15 protein-coding genes, 2 pseudogenes and 1 other annotated feature (1 of these 18 running past the window's edge) are annotated in these 16,674 nt (G+C 58.0%); of the genes and pseudogenes, 14 read left to right on the top strand and 3 right to left on the bottom strand.

Annotated elements, in window-relative coordinates; translation table 11 throughout:
- Positions 1 to 60 precede the first annotated feature (60 nt).
- The 7 genes from ubiE (at position 61) to tatD (ending at position 5,591) form a co-directional block, all read left to right on the top strand.
- Positions 61 to 819: a bifunctional demethylmenaquinone methyltransferase/2-methoxy-6-polyprenyl-1,4-benzoquinol methylase UbiE gene (gene ubiE / locus AC6I8M_RS19320; RefSeq protein WP_010618191.1), complete on the top strand. Its 759-nt coding sequence runs from the start codon at positions 61 to 63 to the stop codon at positions 817 to 819.
- 6 nt (positions 820 to 825) lie between these two features.
- Positions 826 to 1,431 carry a ubiquinone biosynthesis protein UbiJ gene (gene ubiJ / locus AC6I8M_RS19315; protein ID WP_022548001.1) on the top strand — a complete coding sequence of 202 codons (606 nt, stop codon included), beginning with the start codon at positions 826 to 828 and terminating at the stop codon, positions 1,429 to 1,431.
- Positions 1,428 to 3,059, top strand: coding sequence for a ubiquinone biosynthesis regulatory protein kinase UbiB (gene ubiB, locus AC6I8M_RS19310; RefSeq protein ID WP_010618193.1), 1,632 nt, complete (start codon positions 1,428 to 1,430; stop codon positions 3,057 to 3,059). The genes ubiJ and ubiB overlap by 4 nt, the downstream gene beginning before the upstream one ends.
- A gap of 110 nt (positions 3,060 to 3,169) precedes the next feature.
- Positions 3,170 to 3,412: a Sec-independent protein translocase subunit TatA gene (gene tatA / locus AC6I8M_RS19305; protein WP_010618194.1), complete on the top strand. Its 243-nt coding sequence runs from the start codon at positions 3,170 to 3,172 to the stop codon at positions 3,410 to 3,412.
- 9 nt (positions 3,413 to 3,421) lie between these two features.
- A complete protein-coding gene (tatB, locus tag AC6I8M_RS19300; protein WP_010618195.1) occupies positions 3,422 to 3,937 on the top strand; it encodes a Sec-independent protein translocase protein TatB in 516 nt (171 codons plus the stop codon).
- 2 nt (positions 3,938 to 3,939) lie between these two features.
- Entirely contained in the window at positions 3,940 to 4,701 is a 762-nt protein-coding gene (tatC, locus tag AC6I8M_RS19295; protein WP_010618196.1) for a Sec-independent protein translocase subunit TatC, read from the top strand.
- A gap of 107 nt (positions 4,702 to 4,808) precedes the next feature.
- Positions 4,809 to 5,591 carry a 3'-5' ssDNA/RNA exonuclease TatD gene (gene tatD / locus AC6I8M_RS19290; RefSeq protein ID WP_010618197.1) on the top strand — a complete coding sequence of 261 codons (783 nt, stop codon included), beginning with the start codon at positions 4,809 to 4,811 and terminating at the stop codon, positions 5,589 to 5,591.
- Here the strand turns inward: tatD and rfaH are convergent.
- Complete coding sequence (rfaH, locus tag AC6I8M_RS19285; protein WP_010618198.1) at positions 5,588 to 6,076, bottom strand: transcription/translation regulatory transformer protein RfaH; 489 nt, start codon at positions 6,074 to 6,076, stop codon at positions 5,588 to 5,590. The genes tatD and rfaH overlap by 4 nt on opposite strands.
- A gap of 209 nt (positions 6,077 to 6,285) precedes the next feature.
- Here rfaH and AC6I8M_RS19280 point away from each other — a divergent pair.
- From AC6I8M_RS19280 to fre, 3 genes and pseudogenes are all read left to right on the top strand, one after another.
- Positions 6,286 to 6,952, top strand: a pseudogene (locus AC6I8M_RS19280) (Type 1 glutamine amidotransferase-like domain-containing protein).
- 73 nt (positions 6,953 to 7,025) lie between these two features.
- Positions 7,026 to 8,510, top strand: a complete 1,485-nt coding sequence (ubiD, locus tag AC6I8M_RS19275) for a 4-hydroxy-3-polyprenylbenzoate decarboxylase (RefSeq protein WP_010618199.1) — start codon at positions 7,026 to 7,028, stop codon at positions 8,508 to 8,510.
- Between the two features lie 31 nt (positions 8,511 to 8,541).
- Positions 8,542 to 9,243, top strand: a complete 702-nt coding sequence (fre, locus tag AC6I8M_RS19270; RefSeq protein WP_010618200.1) for an NAD(P)H-flavin reductase — start codon at positions 8,542 to 8,544, stop codon at positions 9,241 to 9,243.
- A gap of 85 nt (positions 9,244 to 9,328) precedes the next feature.
- Here fre and fadA read toward each other — a convergent pair whose 3' ends face one another.
- Together fadA and AC6I8M_RS19260 are read right to left on the bottom strand one after the other, a co-directional pair.
- On the bottom strand, positions 9,329 to 10,492 hold the full coding sequence (gene fadA / locus AC6I8M_RS19265) for an acetyl-CoA C-acyltransferase FadA (protein ID WP_010618201.1): 1,164 nt from the start codon (positions 10,490 to 10,492) through the stop codon (positions 9,329 to 9,331).
- Between the two features lie 10 nt (positions 10,493 to 10,502).
- A pseudogene (locus AC6I8M_RS19260) lies at positions 10,503 to 12,053 on the bottom strand (enoyl-CoA hydratase-related protein).
- Positions 12,054 to 12,238: 185 nt separating this feature from the next.
- Here AC6I8M_RS19260 and pepQ point away from each other — a divergent pair.
- The 4 genes from pepQ to hemG are packed head-to-tail and all read left to right on the top strand — an operon-like array spanning position 12,239 to position 16,232.
- Positions 12,239 to 13,570, top strand: coding sequence for a Xaa-Pro dipeptidase (gene pepQ / locus AC6I8M_RS19255; RefSeq protein ID WP_010618202.1), 1,332 nt, complete (start codon positions 12,239 to 12,241; stop codon positions 13,568 to 13,570).
- Positions 13,570 to 14,187, top strand: coding sequence for an IMPACT family protein (locus AC6I8M_RS19250; protein WP_010618203.1), 618 nt, complete (start codon positions 13,570 to 13,572; stop codon positions 14,185 to 14,187). Before pepQ ends, AC6I8M_RS19250 begins: the two co-directional genes overlap by 1 nt.
- 27 nt (positions 14,188 to 14,214) lie before the next feature.
- Positions 14,215 to 15,666, top strand: coding sequence for a Trk system potassium transporter TrkH (gene trkH, locus AC6I8M_RS19245; RefSeq protein ID WP_498013570.1), 1,452 nt, complete (start codon positions 14,215 to 14,217; stop codon positions 15,664 to 15,666).
- 17 nt (positions 15,667 to 15,683) lie between these two features.
- Positions 15,684 to 16,232, top strand: coding sequence for a menaquinone-dependent protoporphyrinogen IX dehydrogenase (gene hemG / locus AC6I8M_RS19240; protein ID WP_010618205.1), 549 nt, complete (start codon positions 15,684 to 15,686; stop codon positions 16,230 to 16,232).
- A gap of 404 nt (positions 16,233 to 16,636) precedes the next feature.
- Positions 16,637 to 16,674: a sequence feature (16S ribosomal RNA rRNA prediction is too short), on the top strand (it continues 837 nt past the right edge of the window).

Raw genomic sequence — 16,674 nt, 5'->3', positions numbered from 1 at the left:
CTCGGACCGCCCGACTCTGATACACTTCGGGAAGTATTGTTTGTGGAACAGGTAAAACCGATGGCAGATGAATCACAGCAGGAAATTACCCATTTTGGCTTTCAGACCGTCGCCAAAAGTGAAAAGGCCGACAAAGTCGCGGACGTGTTTCACTCCGTCGCGGCGAAATATGACCTGATGAACGATCTGATGTCGTTCGGCATCCATCGCGTCTGGAAGCGTTTTACCATCGACAGCAGCGGTGTGCGCCGCGGTCAGCGCGTCCTGGATCTGGCCGGCGGTACCGGCGATCTGACGGCAAAATTCTCGCGTCTGGTCGGTGAAACCGGTCAGGTGGTCCTGGCGGACATCAACAGCTCGATGCTGAAGATGGGACGCGAAAAGCTGCGCAATCTCGGTGTAACCGGCAACGTCAGCTACGTGCAGGCTAACGCAGAAGCGCTGCCGTTCCCGGATAACTATTTCGACTGCATCACCATCTCCTTCGGCCTGCGTAACGTGACCGAAAAAGAGAAGGCGCTGGCGTCGATGTTCCGCGTGCTCAAGCCGGGCGGCCGTCTGCTGGTGCTGGAGTTCTCTAAACCGGTTTTCGATCCGCTAAGCAAAGCCTACGACACTTACTCTTTCCACATTCTGCCGCGCATCGGCCAGCTGGTGGCAAAAGACGCGGAGAGCTATCGCTACCTGGCGGAGTCGATTCGTATGCATCCGGATCAGGAAACCCTGAAGGCGATGATGAACGACGCTGGCTTTGAAAATACCAGCTACAACAACATGACCGGCGGCATTGTGGCGCTGCATCGTGGCTTTAAGTTCTGATTAATCATGACTTTTACCCCTCTCATCGCTGGCGGTCTTGAGACCGCCCTGAACCGTGTGTTGTACCGCGATCGCAGCCTGAAAACCGCAAGCCAGCGTCTGGCCGGCAAAGTCCTGCTGCTGCGCCTGCAGGAGCTGGATTTTCCGCTAGTGCTGGTGTTCAGTGAAAACCAGCTGTATGTGCTGAGTGACTGGCAGGACCGCAGCGACTGCAGCGTCAGCCTGCGTTTCAGCACGCTGCCTAAGCTGCGCGATCGTCAGCAGCTGACCAGCCTGATTCGCAGCGGTGAGCTGGACATCGAAGGCGATCTGCAGGTGGTACAGCAATTCTCCGCGCTGATGGATCTGGCTGAACTCGACCCGGCCGAATATCTCGCACCGTGGGTGGGCGACATCGCTGCACAGGGCATCAGCCAGGCCGCTCAGCGTGCGCTGGCCCAGCTTAAACAGCAGGTCACCCGCCGTCAGGATTATCTGGGGCAGGTGCTGACCGAAGAGTGGCGCGTGGCACCGGGGGCGCTGGAGCAGGCGTGGTTTTGTGAGGAGGTAGAAGCGATGGAACGTGCGCTTAATGCGTTTGAGGCGCGTTTGGCACAGCTGGAGGCGAAATGACGCTGGGAGAAATTCGGCGCTTATACTTCATTATCAAAGTTTTTCTGACCTACGGGCTGGATGAACTGATTCCGCATATGCGCATCACGCTGCCGCTGTGGCGGCGCTGTGTTTTCTGGATCCCCAACCGGCACAAAGAAGCCGAGATGGGCATCCGTCTGCGTCTGGCCATGGAGCAGCTCGGTCCGGTTTGGATCAAGTTCGGTCAGATGCTTTCGACGCGCCGCGACCTGTTCCCGCCGAAAATTGCCGATGAGCTGGCGATTCTGCAGGACCGCGTTGCGCCGTTCGGCGGCGTGAAAGCCAAAGCGCAGATTGAGCGTTCGATTGGCGGCCCGGTGGAAACCTGGTTCGACGACTTCGATATCAAACCGCTGGCATCGGCTTCGATCGCCCAGGTGCATACCGCGACGCTGAAATCCAACGGCCGCGAAGTGGTGATCAAAGTGATTCGCCCGGATATCCTGCCGGTGATCAAAGCTGACATGAAGCTGATTTACCGTCTAGCGCGCTGGGTGCCACGTCTGCTGCCGGACGGTCGCCGTCTGCGTCCGATGGAAGTGGTGCGCGACTACGAAAAAACGCTGATTGATGAACTCAATCTGCTGCGTGAAGCGGCCAATGCGATTCAGCTGCGCCGCAACTTCGACCAGAGCCGCATGCTGTACGTGCCGAAAGTGTTCTCCGACTACTGCAGCGAAACCATGCTGGTGATGGAGCGTATTTACGGCATTCCCATCTCCGACGTCGCCACGCTGGAGCAGCACGGTGTCAACATGAAGCTGCTGGCCGAACGCGGCGTGCAGGTGTTCTTCACCCAGGTGTTCCGCGACAGCTTCTTCCACGCCGATATGCATCCCGGCAACATCTTCGTCAGCTACGAACATCCGGAAGATCCGCAGTATATCGGCATTGACTGCGGCATCGTTGGCTCGCTGAACAAAGAAGATAAACGCTACCTGGCGGAAAATTTCATCGCCTTCTTCAACCGCGACTACCGCAAAGTGGCCGAGCTGCACGTCGACTCGGGCTGGGTACCGCCGAATACCAACGTGGAAGATTTTGAGTTCGCGATTCGCACCGTGTGCGAGCCGATTTTCGAAAAGCCGCTGGCGGAAATCTCCTTTGGTCACGTGCTGCTCAATCTGTTCAACACCGCGCGCCGTTTCAATATGGAAGTGCAGCCGCAGCTGGTGCTGCTGCAGAAAACCCTGTTGTACATCGAGGGCATCGGCCGTCAGCTCTATCCGCAGCTCGATCTGTGGAAAACCGCCAAGCCGTTCCTAGAGGACTGGATTAAGGATCAGATCGGGATTCCTGCCATCCTGCGGGCGGTGAAAGAGAAGGCGCCGTTCTGGGCGGAGAAACTGCCGGAGCTGCCGGAGCTTTTTTACGACAGTATGCGCCAGCACAAGTTATTGCAGCACAGTGTCGATAAACTCGTCACCGATTTGAACGCGCAGCGCACCCGTCATCATCAGGCACGCTATCTGTTTGGCGTCGGGGCTACACTGTTATTAAGTGGCACCGCCGTGCTGTTGAGCCGGCCTGACTGGGACTTCTTCCCGGCGCTGTTAATGGCCGCCGGCATCGTCACCTGGCTCATCGGCTGGCGCAAGACAAACTGATTGTCTGCCTGGTGCAAATCGCGTAATGTCGCAGGCTTAAGTCCGGGTAAAAACGGAATTTCTGTGCGTTACAGTTAACCGTTTTTCACAGAATATTAGAGGCATATCTCATGGGCGGTATCAGTATTTGGCAATTGTTAATCATTGCCGTCATTGTTGTACTTCTGTTCGGTACCAATAAGCTTCGTAACCTAGGTTCGGATTTAGGCTCTTCCATTCGCGGCTTCAAAAAAGCTATGAGCGATGAAGACGAGAAAAAGGATCAACCGAAAGAGCAGGACGCTGACTTCAACGCCAAACTGGCAGACAAACAGCACACCCCGGCGAGCAAAGACGACGCCCGGGACAAGTAAGGTAAAACTGTGTTCGATATTGGTTTTAGTGAACTGGTATTGGTTTTCGTGATCGGGCTGATTGTACTGGGCCCGCAGCGCTTACCGGTTGCGGTGAAAACCGTTGTTGGCTGGATCCGGGCCATTCGCTCGCTGGCTGTTAATGTGCAGAACGAACTTGCTCAGGAGCTGAAACTGCAGGAGCTGCAGGACAGCCTGAAAAAGGTCGAAGAGGCAGGACGCGGCACGCTGTCGCCGGAGCTGAAGCAATCCATGGAAGAGCTGCGTAAAACCGCGGACTCCATGAAGCGCTCGGTGCAGCAGAGCATCGATATCGAAAAAGCGGAAGATGAAGCCAACACCATTCATCAGCCGCCCGCTGCCGCACCGCAGCCCGCTGAGCCGCACAGCGTCGTGACGCCGGCCAGCGCGGTGCATCAGGCCAGCGCCCCGGCGCAGGCCCCGCAGCCGCAGCCTGCGCCAGTTACCCGCCACACCGATTCCGTCGCGCCTGCGACCACTCCTCCCGTAAAAGATGAACGATAAACATGGCCGTTGAAGATACCCAACCGCTCATCAGCCACCTGATTGAGCTGCGCAAGCGTCTGCTGAACTGCATCATCGCGGTGTTTGTTATCTTCCTGTGTCTGGTTTACTTCGCCAACGACATCTATCACGCGGTGGCAGTGCCGCTGATTAGCCAGATGCCCGCCGGCGCCAGCATGATCGCCACGGACGTGGCCTCACCGTTCTTTACGCCGATCAAACTGACCATCATTGTGTCGGTGTTTCTTGCGGTGCCGGTGATTCTTTATCAGGTCTGGGCGTTTGTCGCCCCCGCGCTGTATCGCCATGAGCGCCGCCTGGTGATGCCGCTGCTGCTCTCCAGTACGCTGCTGTTTTATGTCGGCGTGGCCTTTGTCTACTTCATTGTGTTCCCGCTGGCATTTGGCTTCTTCGCCAAAACCGCGCCGCAGGGCGTCACCATCGCCACGGACATCACCAACTACCTCGACTTTGTCATGACGCTGTTCATGGCGTTTGGCGTGGCGTTTGAGGTGCCGATTGCCATCGTGCTGCTGTGCTGGACCGGCATTACCAGCCCGGACGATCTGAAAAAGAAGCGGCCGTATATTCTGGTCGGCGCGTTTGTGGTTGGGATGTTGCTCACACCGCCGGACGTTTTCTCGCAAACTTTGCTCGCTATTCCGATGTACTGCCTGTTTGAAGTCGGCGTATTCTTCTCCCGCTACTATGTGGGTAAAGGACGTCAGGCAGCAGACGACGAGGAACAGAACCCCGACGCCTGATGTCTTTTATGCAGGGCATCCCGCTGATGGGGTGATGATGAATCTTAACCGCCCGCCTGCCGGGCGGTTTTTCTATCCGTCGCTTTAAGACGGAATGGGGAGCAAACATGTTTGATATCGGTGTAAACCTGACCAGCACGCAATTCGCAAAAGATCGCGATCAGGTGGTAAAACGCGCGCGCGAAGCAGGCGTCACCGGCCTGTTAATCACCGGCACCAATGCCCTGGAGAGCCAGCAGGCGCGTCAGCTGGCGACCCGGCACGCGGGCTACTGCTGGTCAACCGCCGGCGTGCACCCGCATCATGCCAGCGAGTGGTCGGCGGAAACCGCCAGTACGCTGCGCCGCTTGGCTGACAGCGAGCAGGTGGTCGCGATTGGTGAATGCGGACTCGACTTCAACCGTAATCTTTCCGCGCACGAGCAGCAGGAGTACGCGTTTGATGCGCAGCTCCAGCTGGCGGCGGAACTGCAGCTGCCGGTGTTTTTACACTGTCGTGAGGCGCACGAACGTTTTCTGGCGGTGCTGCAGCCGTGGCTGCCAAAACTGGTGGGCGCGGTGGTGCACTGTTTTACCGGCACGCGTGACGAACTGGAAGCCTGCCTGGCGCTGGGCTTATCGGTGAGCATTACCGGCTGGGTGTGCGATGAACGGCGCGGAATGGCACTGCGTGACATGCTGCCGCTGATTCCGGCAGATCGTCTGCTGCTGGAGACCGACGCGCCCTATCTGCTGCCGCGCGATATGCGTCCGCGTCCGACCTCGCGCCGTAACGAACCCTGCTTTCTGCCGCATATCGTTCAGCAGGTGGCGCACTGGCGTGGTGAACAGCCAGACGCACTGGCGGCACGCGTCGACCACAATGCGCGTCAGCTATTCAGGCTGGCCTAAACCTTACGGAACTGCTTGTTGTCCACGCTGCGCATCACCTGTTTATTCAGCAGGTTAAGCCGCAGGATTGAGCGGGTTTCACCATCGGGCTCGGCAAAAATAGCGCGCAGCCCTTCAAAGGTGCTGTCGGTGATCAGCACTTCATCACCGACCTGCGGCGTTTCCGGATCCAGCAGGATCTGCGGCGCATCAGTTTGCAGCGCTTCGATCACTTCATACGGCACCGTCGCGGGCATGGCACCAAAGCGCACAAAATGGCTGACGCCGCGCGTGCTGCTGATGGTGGTGGTGTGAATCGCTTCCGGATCGAATTCGATAAACAGATAGTTGGGAAACAACGGCTCACTCACAGTGGTGCGTTTGCCGCGCACAATCTTCTCCAGAGCGATCATCGGGCTGAGGCAATTCACCTCCTGCCGCTCAAGATGCTCCTTCGCGCGCAACAGCTGACCACGTTTGCAATAGAGTAAGTACCAGGATTCCATAACTGCTCCCAAATAATGGACGCTAAGAATAACAAACCTGTTGTCAGAGTTATAGCGCATCGGCGGCCGGAAACCCGGTCACACAAGAAAAATGTCTACGAATTTTCCGATTGGTGCGGCGAACTAACGCTTTTCAGCAAGAAAATTGACGTCTGGCGATCATCTGTATCAGACTGCCAACCCATTAGACGAAGAAAAAGGACGGGCTGATGGAACTGTTTTTACTGAGCAATGGCAAAGTGGCCGACGATGCGCCGCTGCTGAGCTATGCGCATCCGCAGCTGCACGCGATGATTGCCCAGCGCGGCATCACCTCGGCGGTGCTGGTGCCCTATGCCATTATTCGTGACGATCACGCCCAGCGTGCGCAGGCGTTGTCTCAGTCACTGGGTATTCCGGTGCGCACGGTACACGAGTTCGAGACACCGGTTGCGGCCATTGAGCAGGCGGAGCTGATTCTGGTGAGCGGCGGCAATACCTGGCTGCTGGACCAGATGCTGCACGAGCAGTGGCTGCAACGTGGCGACGCCGTCGATTCGCACCACCAATGATATGCCGGTGCGCAGCAGCGTGGTGCTGCCTGCGCTGGGGCTGTTCCCGGTGCAAATCAATCCTCACTATCTTGATGCGCACGTCAGCGGCCACATGGGCGAAACCCGTGATGAGCGTCTGGCCGAATTCTGCGCGGTGAATCCGCATGAGTCGGTGATTGCGCTGCGTGAAGCCAGCTTCCTGCACGTCAGTGGGAACCGTCTGCGCTACTACAGCGCGCGCGGTGAAGATTTCAAAGTGTTCCGTCACGGTGAAGCGATTGCCGCTTATCACGATGTGCTGGCACTGCAGTCGCTGGTGCCGTTTTCCTGTCAGCCCGCTTGACGCAGAAACTCAAACACGCTGGCGTGAACAAACTTATAATGACGCTTCACTCTGGCCGGAAGACTAACGCCGCATGAAATATCAGGATTTACGAGACTTTCTCGCGCTGCTGGAACAGCGCGGCGAGTTAAAGCGCATCACTCAGGAGATCGATACTGTCCTTGAGATGACCGAAATCGCCGACCGCACGCTGCGGGCCGGTGGCCCGGCGCTGCTGTTCGAAAACCCGAAGGGCTACAGCATGCCGGTGCTGTGCAACCTGTTTGGCACGCCGAAGCGCGTGGCAATGGGCATGGGCCAGGAAGAGGTCAGCGCGCTGCGCGAAGTGGGTAAGCTGCTGGCGTTTCTGAAAGAGCCGGAGCCGCCGAAAGGGTTCCGCGATCTGTTCGATAAGATGCCGCAGTTCAAACAGGTGCTGAACATGCCAACCAAACGGCTGCGTAATGCGCCGTGTCAGGAAGAGATTTTCAGCGGTGACGAGGTCGACCTGGCGCGCATCCCGGTAATGAAATGCTGGCCGGGTGATGCTGCGCTGCTGATTACCTGGGGATTAACCGTCTCGCGCGGACCGCATAAAGAGCGGCAGAACCTCGGCATTTATCGTCAGCAGGTGATTGGTAAAAATCGGGTGATCATGCGCTGGCTGTCGCATCGCGGTGGCGCGCTGGATTTCCAGGAGTGGTGCAAAGCGCATCCGGGTGAACGCTTCCCGGTGGCGGTGGCGCTGGGCGCCGATCCGGCCACCATTCTTGGCGCGGTCACGCCGGTGCCGGATACGCTATCGGAATATGCGTTTGCCGGTCTGCTGCGCGGCAACAAAACCGAGGTGGTGAAGTGCGTCTCGAACGATCTGGAAGTGCCGGCCAGCGCCGAAATCGTGCTGGAAGGCTACATCGAACCGGGCGACATGGCGCCGGAAGGGCCTTACGGCGATCACACCGGCTACTACAATGAAGTAGACAGCTTCCCGGTGTTTACCGTGACGCACGTGACCCAGCGGCGCAACCCGATTTACCACTCCACCTACACCGGCCGTCCGCCGGATGAGCCAGCGGTACTGGGCGTGGCGCTGAACGAAGTGCTGCTGCCGATTCTGATCAAACAGTTCCCGGAGATTGTGGATTTCTATCTGCCGCCGGAAGGCTGCTCTTATCGCCTCGCGGTGGTGACGATTAAAAAACAGTATGCCGGTCATGCCAAGCGCGTGATGTTCGGCGTGTGGTCGTTCCTGCGCCAGTTTATGTACACCAAGTTTGTGATTGTGTGTGACGATGACGTCAACGCACGTGACTGGAACGACGTGATTTGGGCCATCACCACGCGTATGGATCCGGCGCGCGATACGGTACTGGTAGAAAACACGCCGATTGACTATCTCGACTTCGCTTCGCCGGTTTCCGGACTTGGCTCGAAGATGGGACTGGATGCCACCAACAAGTGGCCGGGTGAAACCCAGCGTGAATGGGGGACGCCGATTGTGAAAGATCCTGCGGTTACGGCGCGTATTGATGCAATCTGGGATGAGTTAGCGATCTTTGCCGAGCCGCCGCAGCGCTGATGGCGGCTGAGAACCATAAAAAAGGGCACCTATGACGACGTTAAGCTGCAAAGTGACTTCGGTTGAAGCAATTACGGACACGGTTTACCGCGTGCGGTTAATTCCGGCGGCGGATTTTAGCTTCCGCGCCGGCCAGTATCTGATGGTGGTGATGGATGAGCGCGACAAGCGCCCGTTCTCGCTGGCATCGACGCCAATGGAAAAGGACATCATTGAGCTGCACATTGGTGCCTCAGAGCTGAACCTGTACGCCATGGCGGTGATGGATCGCATCAAAAACGATCGGCAGATCACCGTGGATATGCCGCACGGCGACGCTTGGCTGCGTGAAGACAGCGCGCGGCCGATTGTGCTGATTGCCGGCGGCACCGGCTTCTCCTATGCGCGTTCGATTCTGCTGACCGCGCTGGCGCAGCAGCCGGATCGCGACATCGCTATCTACTGGGGTGGCCGTGAGCTGAAACATCTGTACGATCTGGATGAGCTCAATGCGCTGACGGTGAAGCATCCGAACCTGAAAGTGATTCCGGTGGTGGAGCAGCCGGCGGAGGACTGGCAGGGGCGCAGCGGCACGGTGCTGACCGCGGTGATGCAGGACTATGCCAGCCTGAGTGGACACGATATCTACATTGCTGGCCGGTTTGAGATGGCAAAAATTGCCTGCGAACGCTTCTGTGCCGAACGTGGTGCGTCAGAAGCGCAGATGTATGGCGATGCGTTTGCCTTTATCTGATGTGTGACACGGTGCGCATGCATGTGCCGCCGGAAAAAGCCCGCCCGGTTGGGCGGGAACACGTGCAAGTGTAGTGGTTAACGTATTAAACCCGTTCGAATACCGTCGCGATGCCTTGGCCTAAGCCAATGCACATGGTTGCCAGACCAAACTGTGCATCGCGACGCTCCATCAGATTCAGCAAGGTCGTGCTGATGCGAGCGCCGGAACATCCCAGCGGATGCCCGAGCGCGATTGCGCCGCCGTTGAGGTTCACTTTCTCATCCAGCTGCTCCAGCAGCCCCAAATCTTTTAGGCACGGCAGCGTCTGTGCGGCGAAGGCTTCGTTGAGTTCGAACAGATCGATATCCTGCACGCTCAGCCCGGCGCGCTTCAGCGCCAGCTTACTGGCGGGTACCGGGCCGTAACCCATGATCGAAGGATCGCAGCCGACCACCGCCATGCTGCGGATACGTGCGCGCGGCGACAGCCCCAGTTCGCGCGCGCGGCTTTCGCTCATGATCAGCATGGCGGCCGCGCCGTCGGACAGCGCCGACGAACTCCCGGCGGTGACCGTGCCGTTGACCGGATCGAACGCCGGACGCAGCGCGGCTAAGCCTTCAAGGCTGGTGTCTTCGCGAATCACTTCATCGCTGTCATAGCGTTTCAGCACGCCATCGGCATCGTGGCCGTACGTCGGCACGATTTCGCGTTTGAAATCACTGCGCTGAGTGGCGGCCGCAGCGCGCTGGTGTGAACGCAGCGCGAAGGCATCCTGCTGTTCACGGCTGATGTGGTGCATACGCGCCAGCATCTCGGCGGTCAGCCCCATCATGCCAGCCGCTTTCGCCACGGTGCGCCCCAGGCCAGGGTGAAAATCCACGCCGTGGTTCATCGGTACGTGGCCCATATGTTCCACGCCGCCAATCAGACAGCTGTGGGCATCGCCGACCATAATCGCGCGCGCCGCATCGTGCAGCGCCTGCATGGACGAGCCGCACAGGCGATTGACAGTGCTGGCCGGCACGCGATGCGGGATCTCCGCCAGCAGCGCGGCGTTGCGTGCGATATTAAAGCCCTGTTCCAGCGTCTGCTGCACGCAGCCCCAGATAATGTCATCCAGCGCGGCGGCATCGACGGCCGGATTGCGGCTGAGGAGTTCGCGCATCAGATGGGCGGAGAGATCCTCGGCGCGCACCTGGCGAAAGGCGCCGCCTTTGGAACGGCCCATCGGCGTGCGCACGGCATCAACAATTACTACGTTTTCCATGTTCATTACCTCAGGCAGTTTGCAGCGCCGCTGCGTCAATGGGTTGAGCGACGGGATACCAGCTCTGATGCTGGTGGGCTTTCTGAACCAGCAACTCAGGCAGTGCGTACAGCGGGCCGAGCGCGAGGTAGCGTTTAGCCTGATCGACGACATTGCTGATGCCCAGCGTGTCCATATAGCGGAACGCGCCACCGCGGAACGGCGGGAAGCCTAAGCCATACACCAGCGCCATATCCGCCTCGGCGGGGGAAGCGATGATGTTTTCTTCGAGGCAGCGCACCACTTCGTTGAGCATCGGCAGCATCATGCGGTTGGCGATCTCTTCATCGCTGAATACCCGCTTCGGTTCACACACCGCCTCCAGCAGCGCATCGACCTCCACATCGGCGCGATCAAAGCCGCTGTAATCTAGCGTCGGCTGAATGCTCGCCAGCACGCTCGCCAGCCTGGTACCGTCGATTTTGCCGCGCTCCAGCTGCTTATTAAGCAGCTTGCTGGCTTCATTCATGCCCAGCGTCAGCGCCTGCGGATTAATATCTTTCATCTTCACCGGCACGCCTTTCTAGGCCGACTGCCAGGCGATCCCGCCGCCCATGATGCCTGCGCCCAGTACCGCCGCCTGCTCTGGCGTGCCGGCCGCGCTGCTGTGTTTCTTCGCTAGGCCTTTCACGTACTGGTCATTGAGGAAGATGCCGACCAGCGCGCGTGCCACATCGCTCTGCGCCAGCGGCACAAAGGCAGCGGTTTCCAGCTTCAGTGCGTCATCACGGCTTAAGCCCGCTGCCGCTTCGATGGTTCGCACCGCGGCGATCGGGGCCGTATAGTGTTTACCAGCGGTTTGCTGCACCATGCTTTTGGCGAGGGTAAAACTCATCGCGGCTTCAATCGGACTGAGCTTAAGCGGTGCCAGCTTCGGCGCTCGACGCGCCTGCCAGCTGCCCTGGGCTATGGCGTCCTGCAGCATGGTCAGCGCCGCGCTGCGCAGCTTCTCGCTGCTGACCACCGCATCCACCAGACCGAGCTTCAGCGCGCTCAGACCATCAATATCTTTACCGGCGGCGATGATCTCCAGCGCGCTGTCGGCACCGAGCAGGCGCGGCAGACGCACGCTGCCGCCGAAGCCCGGCATAATGCCGAGTTTGGTTTCAGGCAGGCCAATGCGCGCGGTGGCCGTGGCAACGCGGAAGTCGGTCGCTAGCACACACTCGCAGCCCCCGCCCAGCGCGTAGCCGTCAATGGCGGAGATCGTCGGCACCGGCAAATCTTCCAGACGATTAAAGATGCTGTTGGCAAATGTCAGCCACTGGCTGAGCTGCTCAGAGGGCGCATCAAACAGCGACAGGAATTCTGTGATATCCGCGCCGACAATAAACGCCGGTTTGGCGGAAGAGAGCAGCAGGCCGCGCAGCGTGCTTTGCTGCTCCAGTAGGCTCAGCGCCTCGCCTAAGGCGGCGACGGCTTTGGTATCAAGTTTGTTCACCGAACCGGGCGCATCAAAAACCAGCTCGGCGATGCCATCGTCAAGCCAGTGCACTGAAAGGGGATCGCCTTGGTAGAGCATGTCCGTCTCCTGAAACGCGAAAGGTGATCTGGTCATACCAGATGATCAGGAGTGTGGGTGTCATGTTAATTTTTTGCAAACGAGAGTTTGCTTATTTGATACGGCGATCACAGCGCGCGCAGCACGGCATCCCCCGCGCGGCTGTGCTACACTGCCGCCACTTTCGCGACATCGGAGACAAGTCCATGGATTCACTGAAAACCCTGTATTACGCGCATATCTCAACGCTGCAGCAGCGTGCGCAACAGGTGCTGGCGCGCTTTAAGCTGGACGCCATGCTGATTCATTCAGGCGAGTTGCTGACCGTATTTCTTGACGATCATGACTATCCGTTCAAGGTGAATCCCCAGTTTAAAGCCTGGGTGCCAGTGACGCAGGTGCCTAATTGCTGGCTGTGGATCGATGGCGTGAATAAACCCAAACTGTGGTTCTACTCACCGGTCGATTACTGGCACAACGTCGAGCCACTGCCGGACAGCTTCTGGACCCAGGATGTCGAGGTAATCGGCCTGAAAAACGCTGACGATATCGCTCAGCTGTTGCCGGCACAGCGCGACAATGTGGCCTATATCGGGCCGGTACCGGCACGCGCCACCCAGTTGGGCATCCGCAGCGAGGGGATCAATCCTCAGGGCGTCATCGACTTCCTGCACTATCATCGCAGCATCAAAACCGATTACGAGCTGGCCTGTATGCGCGAAGCGCAGAAGCTGGCGGTGGCAGGCCATCGCGCAGCGAAAGAGGCGTTCTTCTCCGGCATGAGTGAGTTTGATATCAATCTTGCCTATCTGACCGCCACTGGCCACCGTGACATTGATGTACCGTATGGCAATATCATCGCGCTGAATGAACATGCTGCGGTACTGCACTACACCCGGCTTGACCATCAGCCGCCGGCTAAACGTCACAGCTTCCTGATTGATGCCGGCGCAGAGTATCTTGGCTATGCGGCAGACCTGACGCGCAGCTACGCGGCCCAGAGCAAAACGCGCTACGCGGAAATGGTTGCCGCGATGAATAAAGAAGAGCTGGCGCTGATCGCCACGCTGAAAGCCGACGTGCGCTATACCGATTACCATCTGCAAATGCATCAGCGTATCGCGCGTCTGCTACTGAAGTTTGAACTGGTGCAGGGGCTGAGCGAAGAGACGCTGGTGTCGGAAAACCTCACCGGTCCCTTTATGCCGCACGGCCTCGGCCATCTGCTGGGCCTGCAGGTGCACGACGTTGCCGGGTTTATGCAGGACGACAGCGGCACGCATCTGGCAGCGCCATCGCAGTATCCTTATCTGCGCTGTACGCGGGTGCTGCAGCCGGGCATGGTGCTGACCATTGAACCGGGCTTCTATATTATCGATTCACTGCTGGCACCGCTGCGAAGCGGTAAGTTTAGTCAGCACTTTGACTGGCAGGCGATTGATGCCCTGAAGCCGTACGGGGGCATTCGTATCGAGGATAATGTGGTGATTCACGCCAGCCGCATCGAAAACATGACGCGTGACTTGCATCTGGCCTGATGGACGCTTACGACATTCCCGCTGAGGCCGTCAGTCTCAGCGAGGAGACCATCAAAAAGAGCCGCTTTATTACCCTGCTGGCGCATACCGATGGGGTGGCCGCTGCGCGCGCCTTTGTGCAGCAGGTAAAGCACGAACACCCGACCGCGCGGCATCACTGCTGGGCCTGGGTGGCGGGCGCGCCCGATGATTCACAACCGCTGGGGTTTTCTGACGATGACGAACCCTCCGGCACGGCCGGTAAGCCGATGCTGGCGCAGCTGATGGGCAGCGGCGTGGGCGAGATCACCGCCATGGTGGTGCGCTATTATGGCGGTATCATGCTGGGCACCGGCGGGCTGGTGAAAGCCTACGGTGGCGGCGTGCAGCAGGGACTGAAGCTGCTGGCGCGCCAGCGCAAAGTGCCGATGCAACGTTTTACCCTGCAGTGCGACTATGCGCAGCTGAGCGATATAGAACGCCTGCTGCAGCGTTTTGACGGCAGCATTGAACAGAGCCATTATCAGGATCGCATTACGCTACGTCTGGCGTTGTCCCATCCGCAGATTGATGGCTTCAGGCAAAACCTTTCTGATTACAGCAGGGGCGCTTTGGCGCTGATCCCGCTGGACAACTAACCGCATCTGTTTAAAGGAAACGGCTGAATGCATTTTCGCGCCATTACCCGCATCGTGGGCCTGCTGGTGATTCTGTTCTCGGTAACCATGATCCTGCCCGGCTTAGTGGCCCTGATTTATCGCGACGGTGCCGGGCGCGCGTTCAGTCAGACGTTTATGATGGCGATCGTCATCGGTTCGCTGCTGTGGTGGCCCAACCGCAAACAAAAAAGTGAGCTGAAACCACGTGAAGGCTTTCTGATTGTGGTGCTGTTCTGGACCGTGCTGGGCAGCGTGGGGGCGATGCCGTTTATCTTCGCCGAGCAGCCACACCTGTCGGTGACCGATGCCTTCTTTGAGTCATTCTCTGGCTTAACCACCACCGGTGCCACCACGTTAGTGGGGCTCTACTCGCTGCCCAAAGCTATTCTGTTCTATCGCCAGATGCTGCAGTGGCTTGGCGGCATGGGAATCATTGTGCTGGCGGTGGCCATTCTGCCGATTCTCGGCGTCGGCGGCATGCAGCTGTACCGCGCCGAGATGCCGGGACCGCTGAAAGATAACAAAATGCGCCCGCGCATTGCCGAAACGGCTAAAACCCTGTGGCTGATTTACGTGCTGCTAACGGTGGCCTGTGCGCTGGCGCTGTGGCTGGCAGGCATGCCGATGTTTGATGCTATCGGCCACAGCTTCTCGACCATCGCCATCGGCGGTTTTTCTACCCATGATGCCAGCATCGGCTACTTCAATAGCCCAACCATTAATACCATCGTGGCGATTTTCCTGCTGATCTCCGGCTGTAACTACGGCCTGCACTTCTCGTTGCTCAGCGGGCGAAACCTGAAAGTCTACTGGCGCGATCCGGAATTCCGCATGTTCATTGGCGTGCAGCTGACGCTGGTGCTGATTTGTACTCTGGTGCTGTGGTTCCATAATGTCTATTCCAGCGGCTGGCAAACCCTCAATCAGGCGTTTTTCCAGGTGGTATCGATGGCGACGACGGCTGGCTTTACCACCGACAGTATTGCGCGCTGGCCGCTGTTCCTGCCGGTGCTGCTGCTGTGTTCAGCCTTTATCGGCGGTATGGCGGGTTCGACCGGCGGTGGTCTGAAGGTGATTCGCATTTTGCTGCTGTGCAAGCAAGGGTCGCGCGAACTGAAACGCTTGGTGCATCCCAATGCGGTCTATACCATTAAGCTGGGGAACCGTGCGCTGCCGGAACGTATTCTCGAAGCGGTCTGGGGCTTTTTCTCGGCTTACGCGCTGGTGTTTCTGGTCAGCATGCTGGCGATTATCGCCACCGGCGTGGATGACTTCTCGGCCTTCGCCGCGGTGGCGGCGACGCTGAATAACCTTGGCCCGGGTCTAGGTGTGGTGGCAGATAACTTCACGTCAATGAATGATGTCGCCAAGTGGATTTTAATCTCCACCATGCTGTTTGGACGCCTTGAAGTGTTCACGCTGCTGGTGCTGTTCACGCCCAACTTCTGGCGCGAATAATAAAACAGGAATGAGTGATGAAAGCGTTAATTATTTATTCCAGCCGTGACGGGCAAACCCGTGAAATCGCGGCGCGTATTGCCCGCACGCTGACACCGCAGCAGCTGTGTGATGTGCTGGATCTGGCGCAGGCACCGCAAGTGGAGTGGGCACAGTATGATCGCGTGCTGATTGGCGCCTCGATCCGTTATGGCCATTTCCAGCCCGAGCTGATGAAATTCGTCACGCAACATAAGGCGGAACTGCAGCAGCGCGTCAGCGGCTTTTTCAGCGTCAATCTTACTGCGCGCAAAGCCGATAAGTGCACGCCGGAAACCAATGCCTATACGCGTAAATTCCTGGAGCAGTCACCATGGCAGCCGGATCGCTGTGCGGTGTTTGCCGGTGCGCTGCAGTATCCACGCTATCGCTGGTTCGATCGCATCATGATTCAGTTCATTATGCGTATGACCGGCGGCGAAACGGATACAACCAAAGAAGTTGAATACACTGACTGGCAGCAAGTCACGCTTTTTGCCCAGGATTTCGCACAGTTATCAGGCAAATTGCCGCAAAATAACGCGTAGTGGTGAAATTTAGGCCGAACGATAATTTTTTTGCAATAAACCCTTGTCAGCCAGAATTAACTCCCTATAATGCGCCACCACTGAGACGGCAAAGCGGCAACGCAGGCGGCTCAGCAGGGCGTGAAGCGATTCACCCCGCCGGAGAAAAACGCTGAAAAAAGTGTTTGACTCTGAAGGAGGAAAGCGTAATATACGCGACCTTGCGACAACAGGCCGAACGCCGCGTCGCACCGCTCTTTAACAATTTATCAGACAATCTGTGTGGGCACTCGCAGGATTGATATCGCAAGCCTGCGGGCTTTAAAAAATATCAAGTCTTTGCTGAGTGAACACGTAATTCATTACGAAGTTTAATTCACAGAGCATCGCTGCACTGGTTGCAGCAAATCAAACTTTAAATTGAAGAGTTTGATCATGGCTCAGATTGAACGCTGGCGGCAGG

Source organism: Type-A symbiont of Plautia stali, assembly GCF_059731155.1.
Note: the sequence above shows the minus strand (reverse complement) of the source record. Positions and strands in the feature narration are given on the sequence as shown.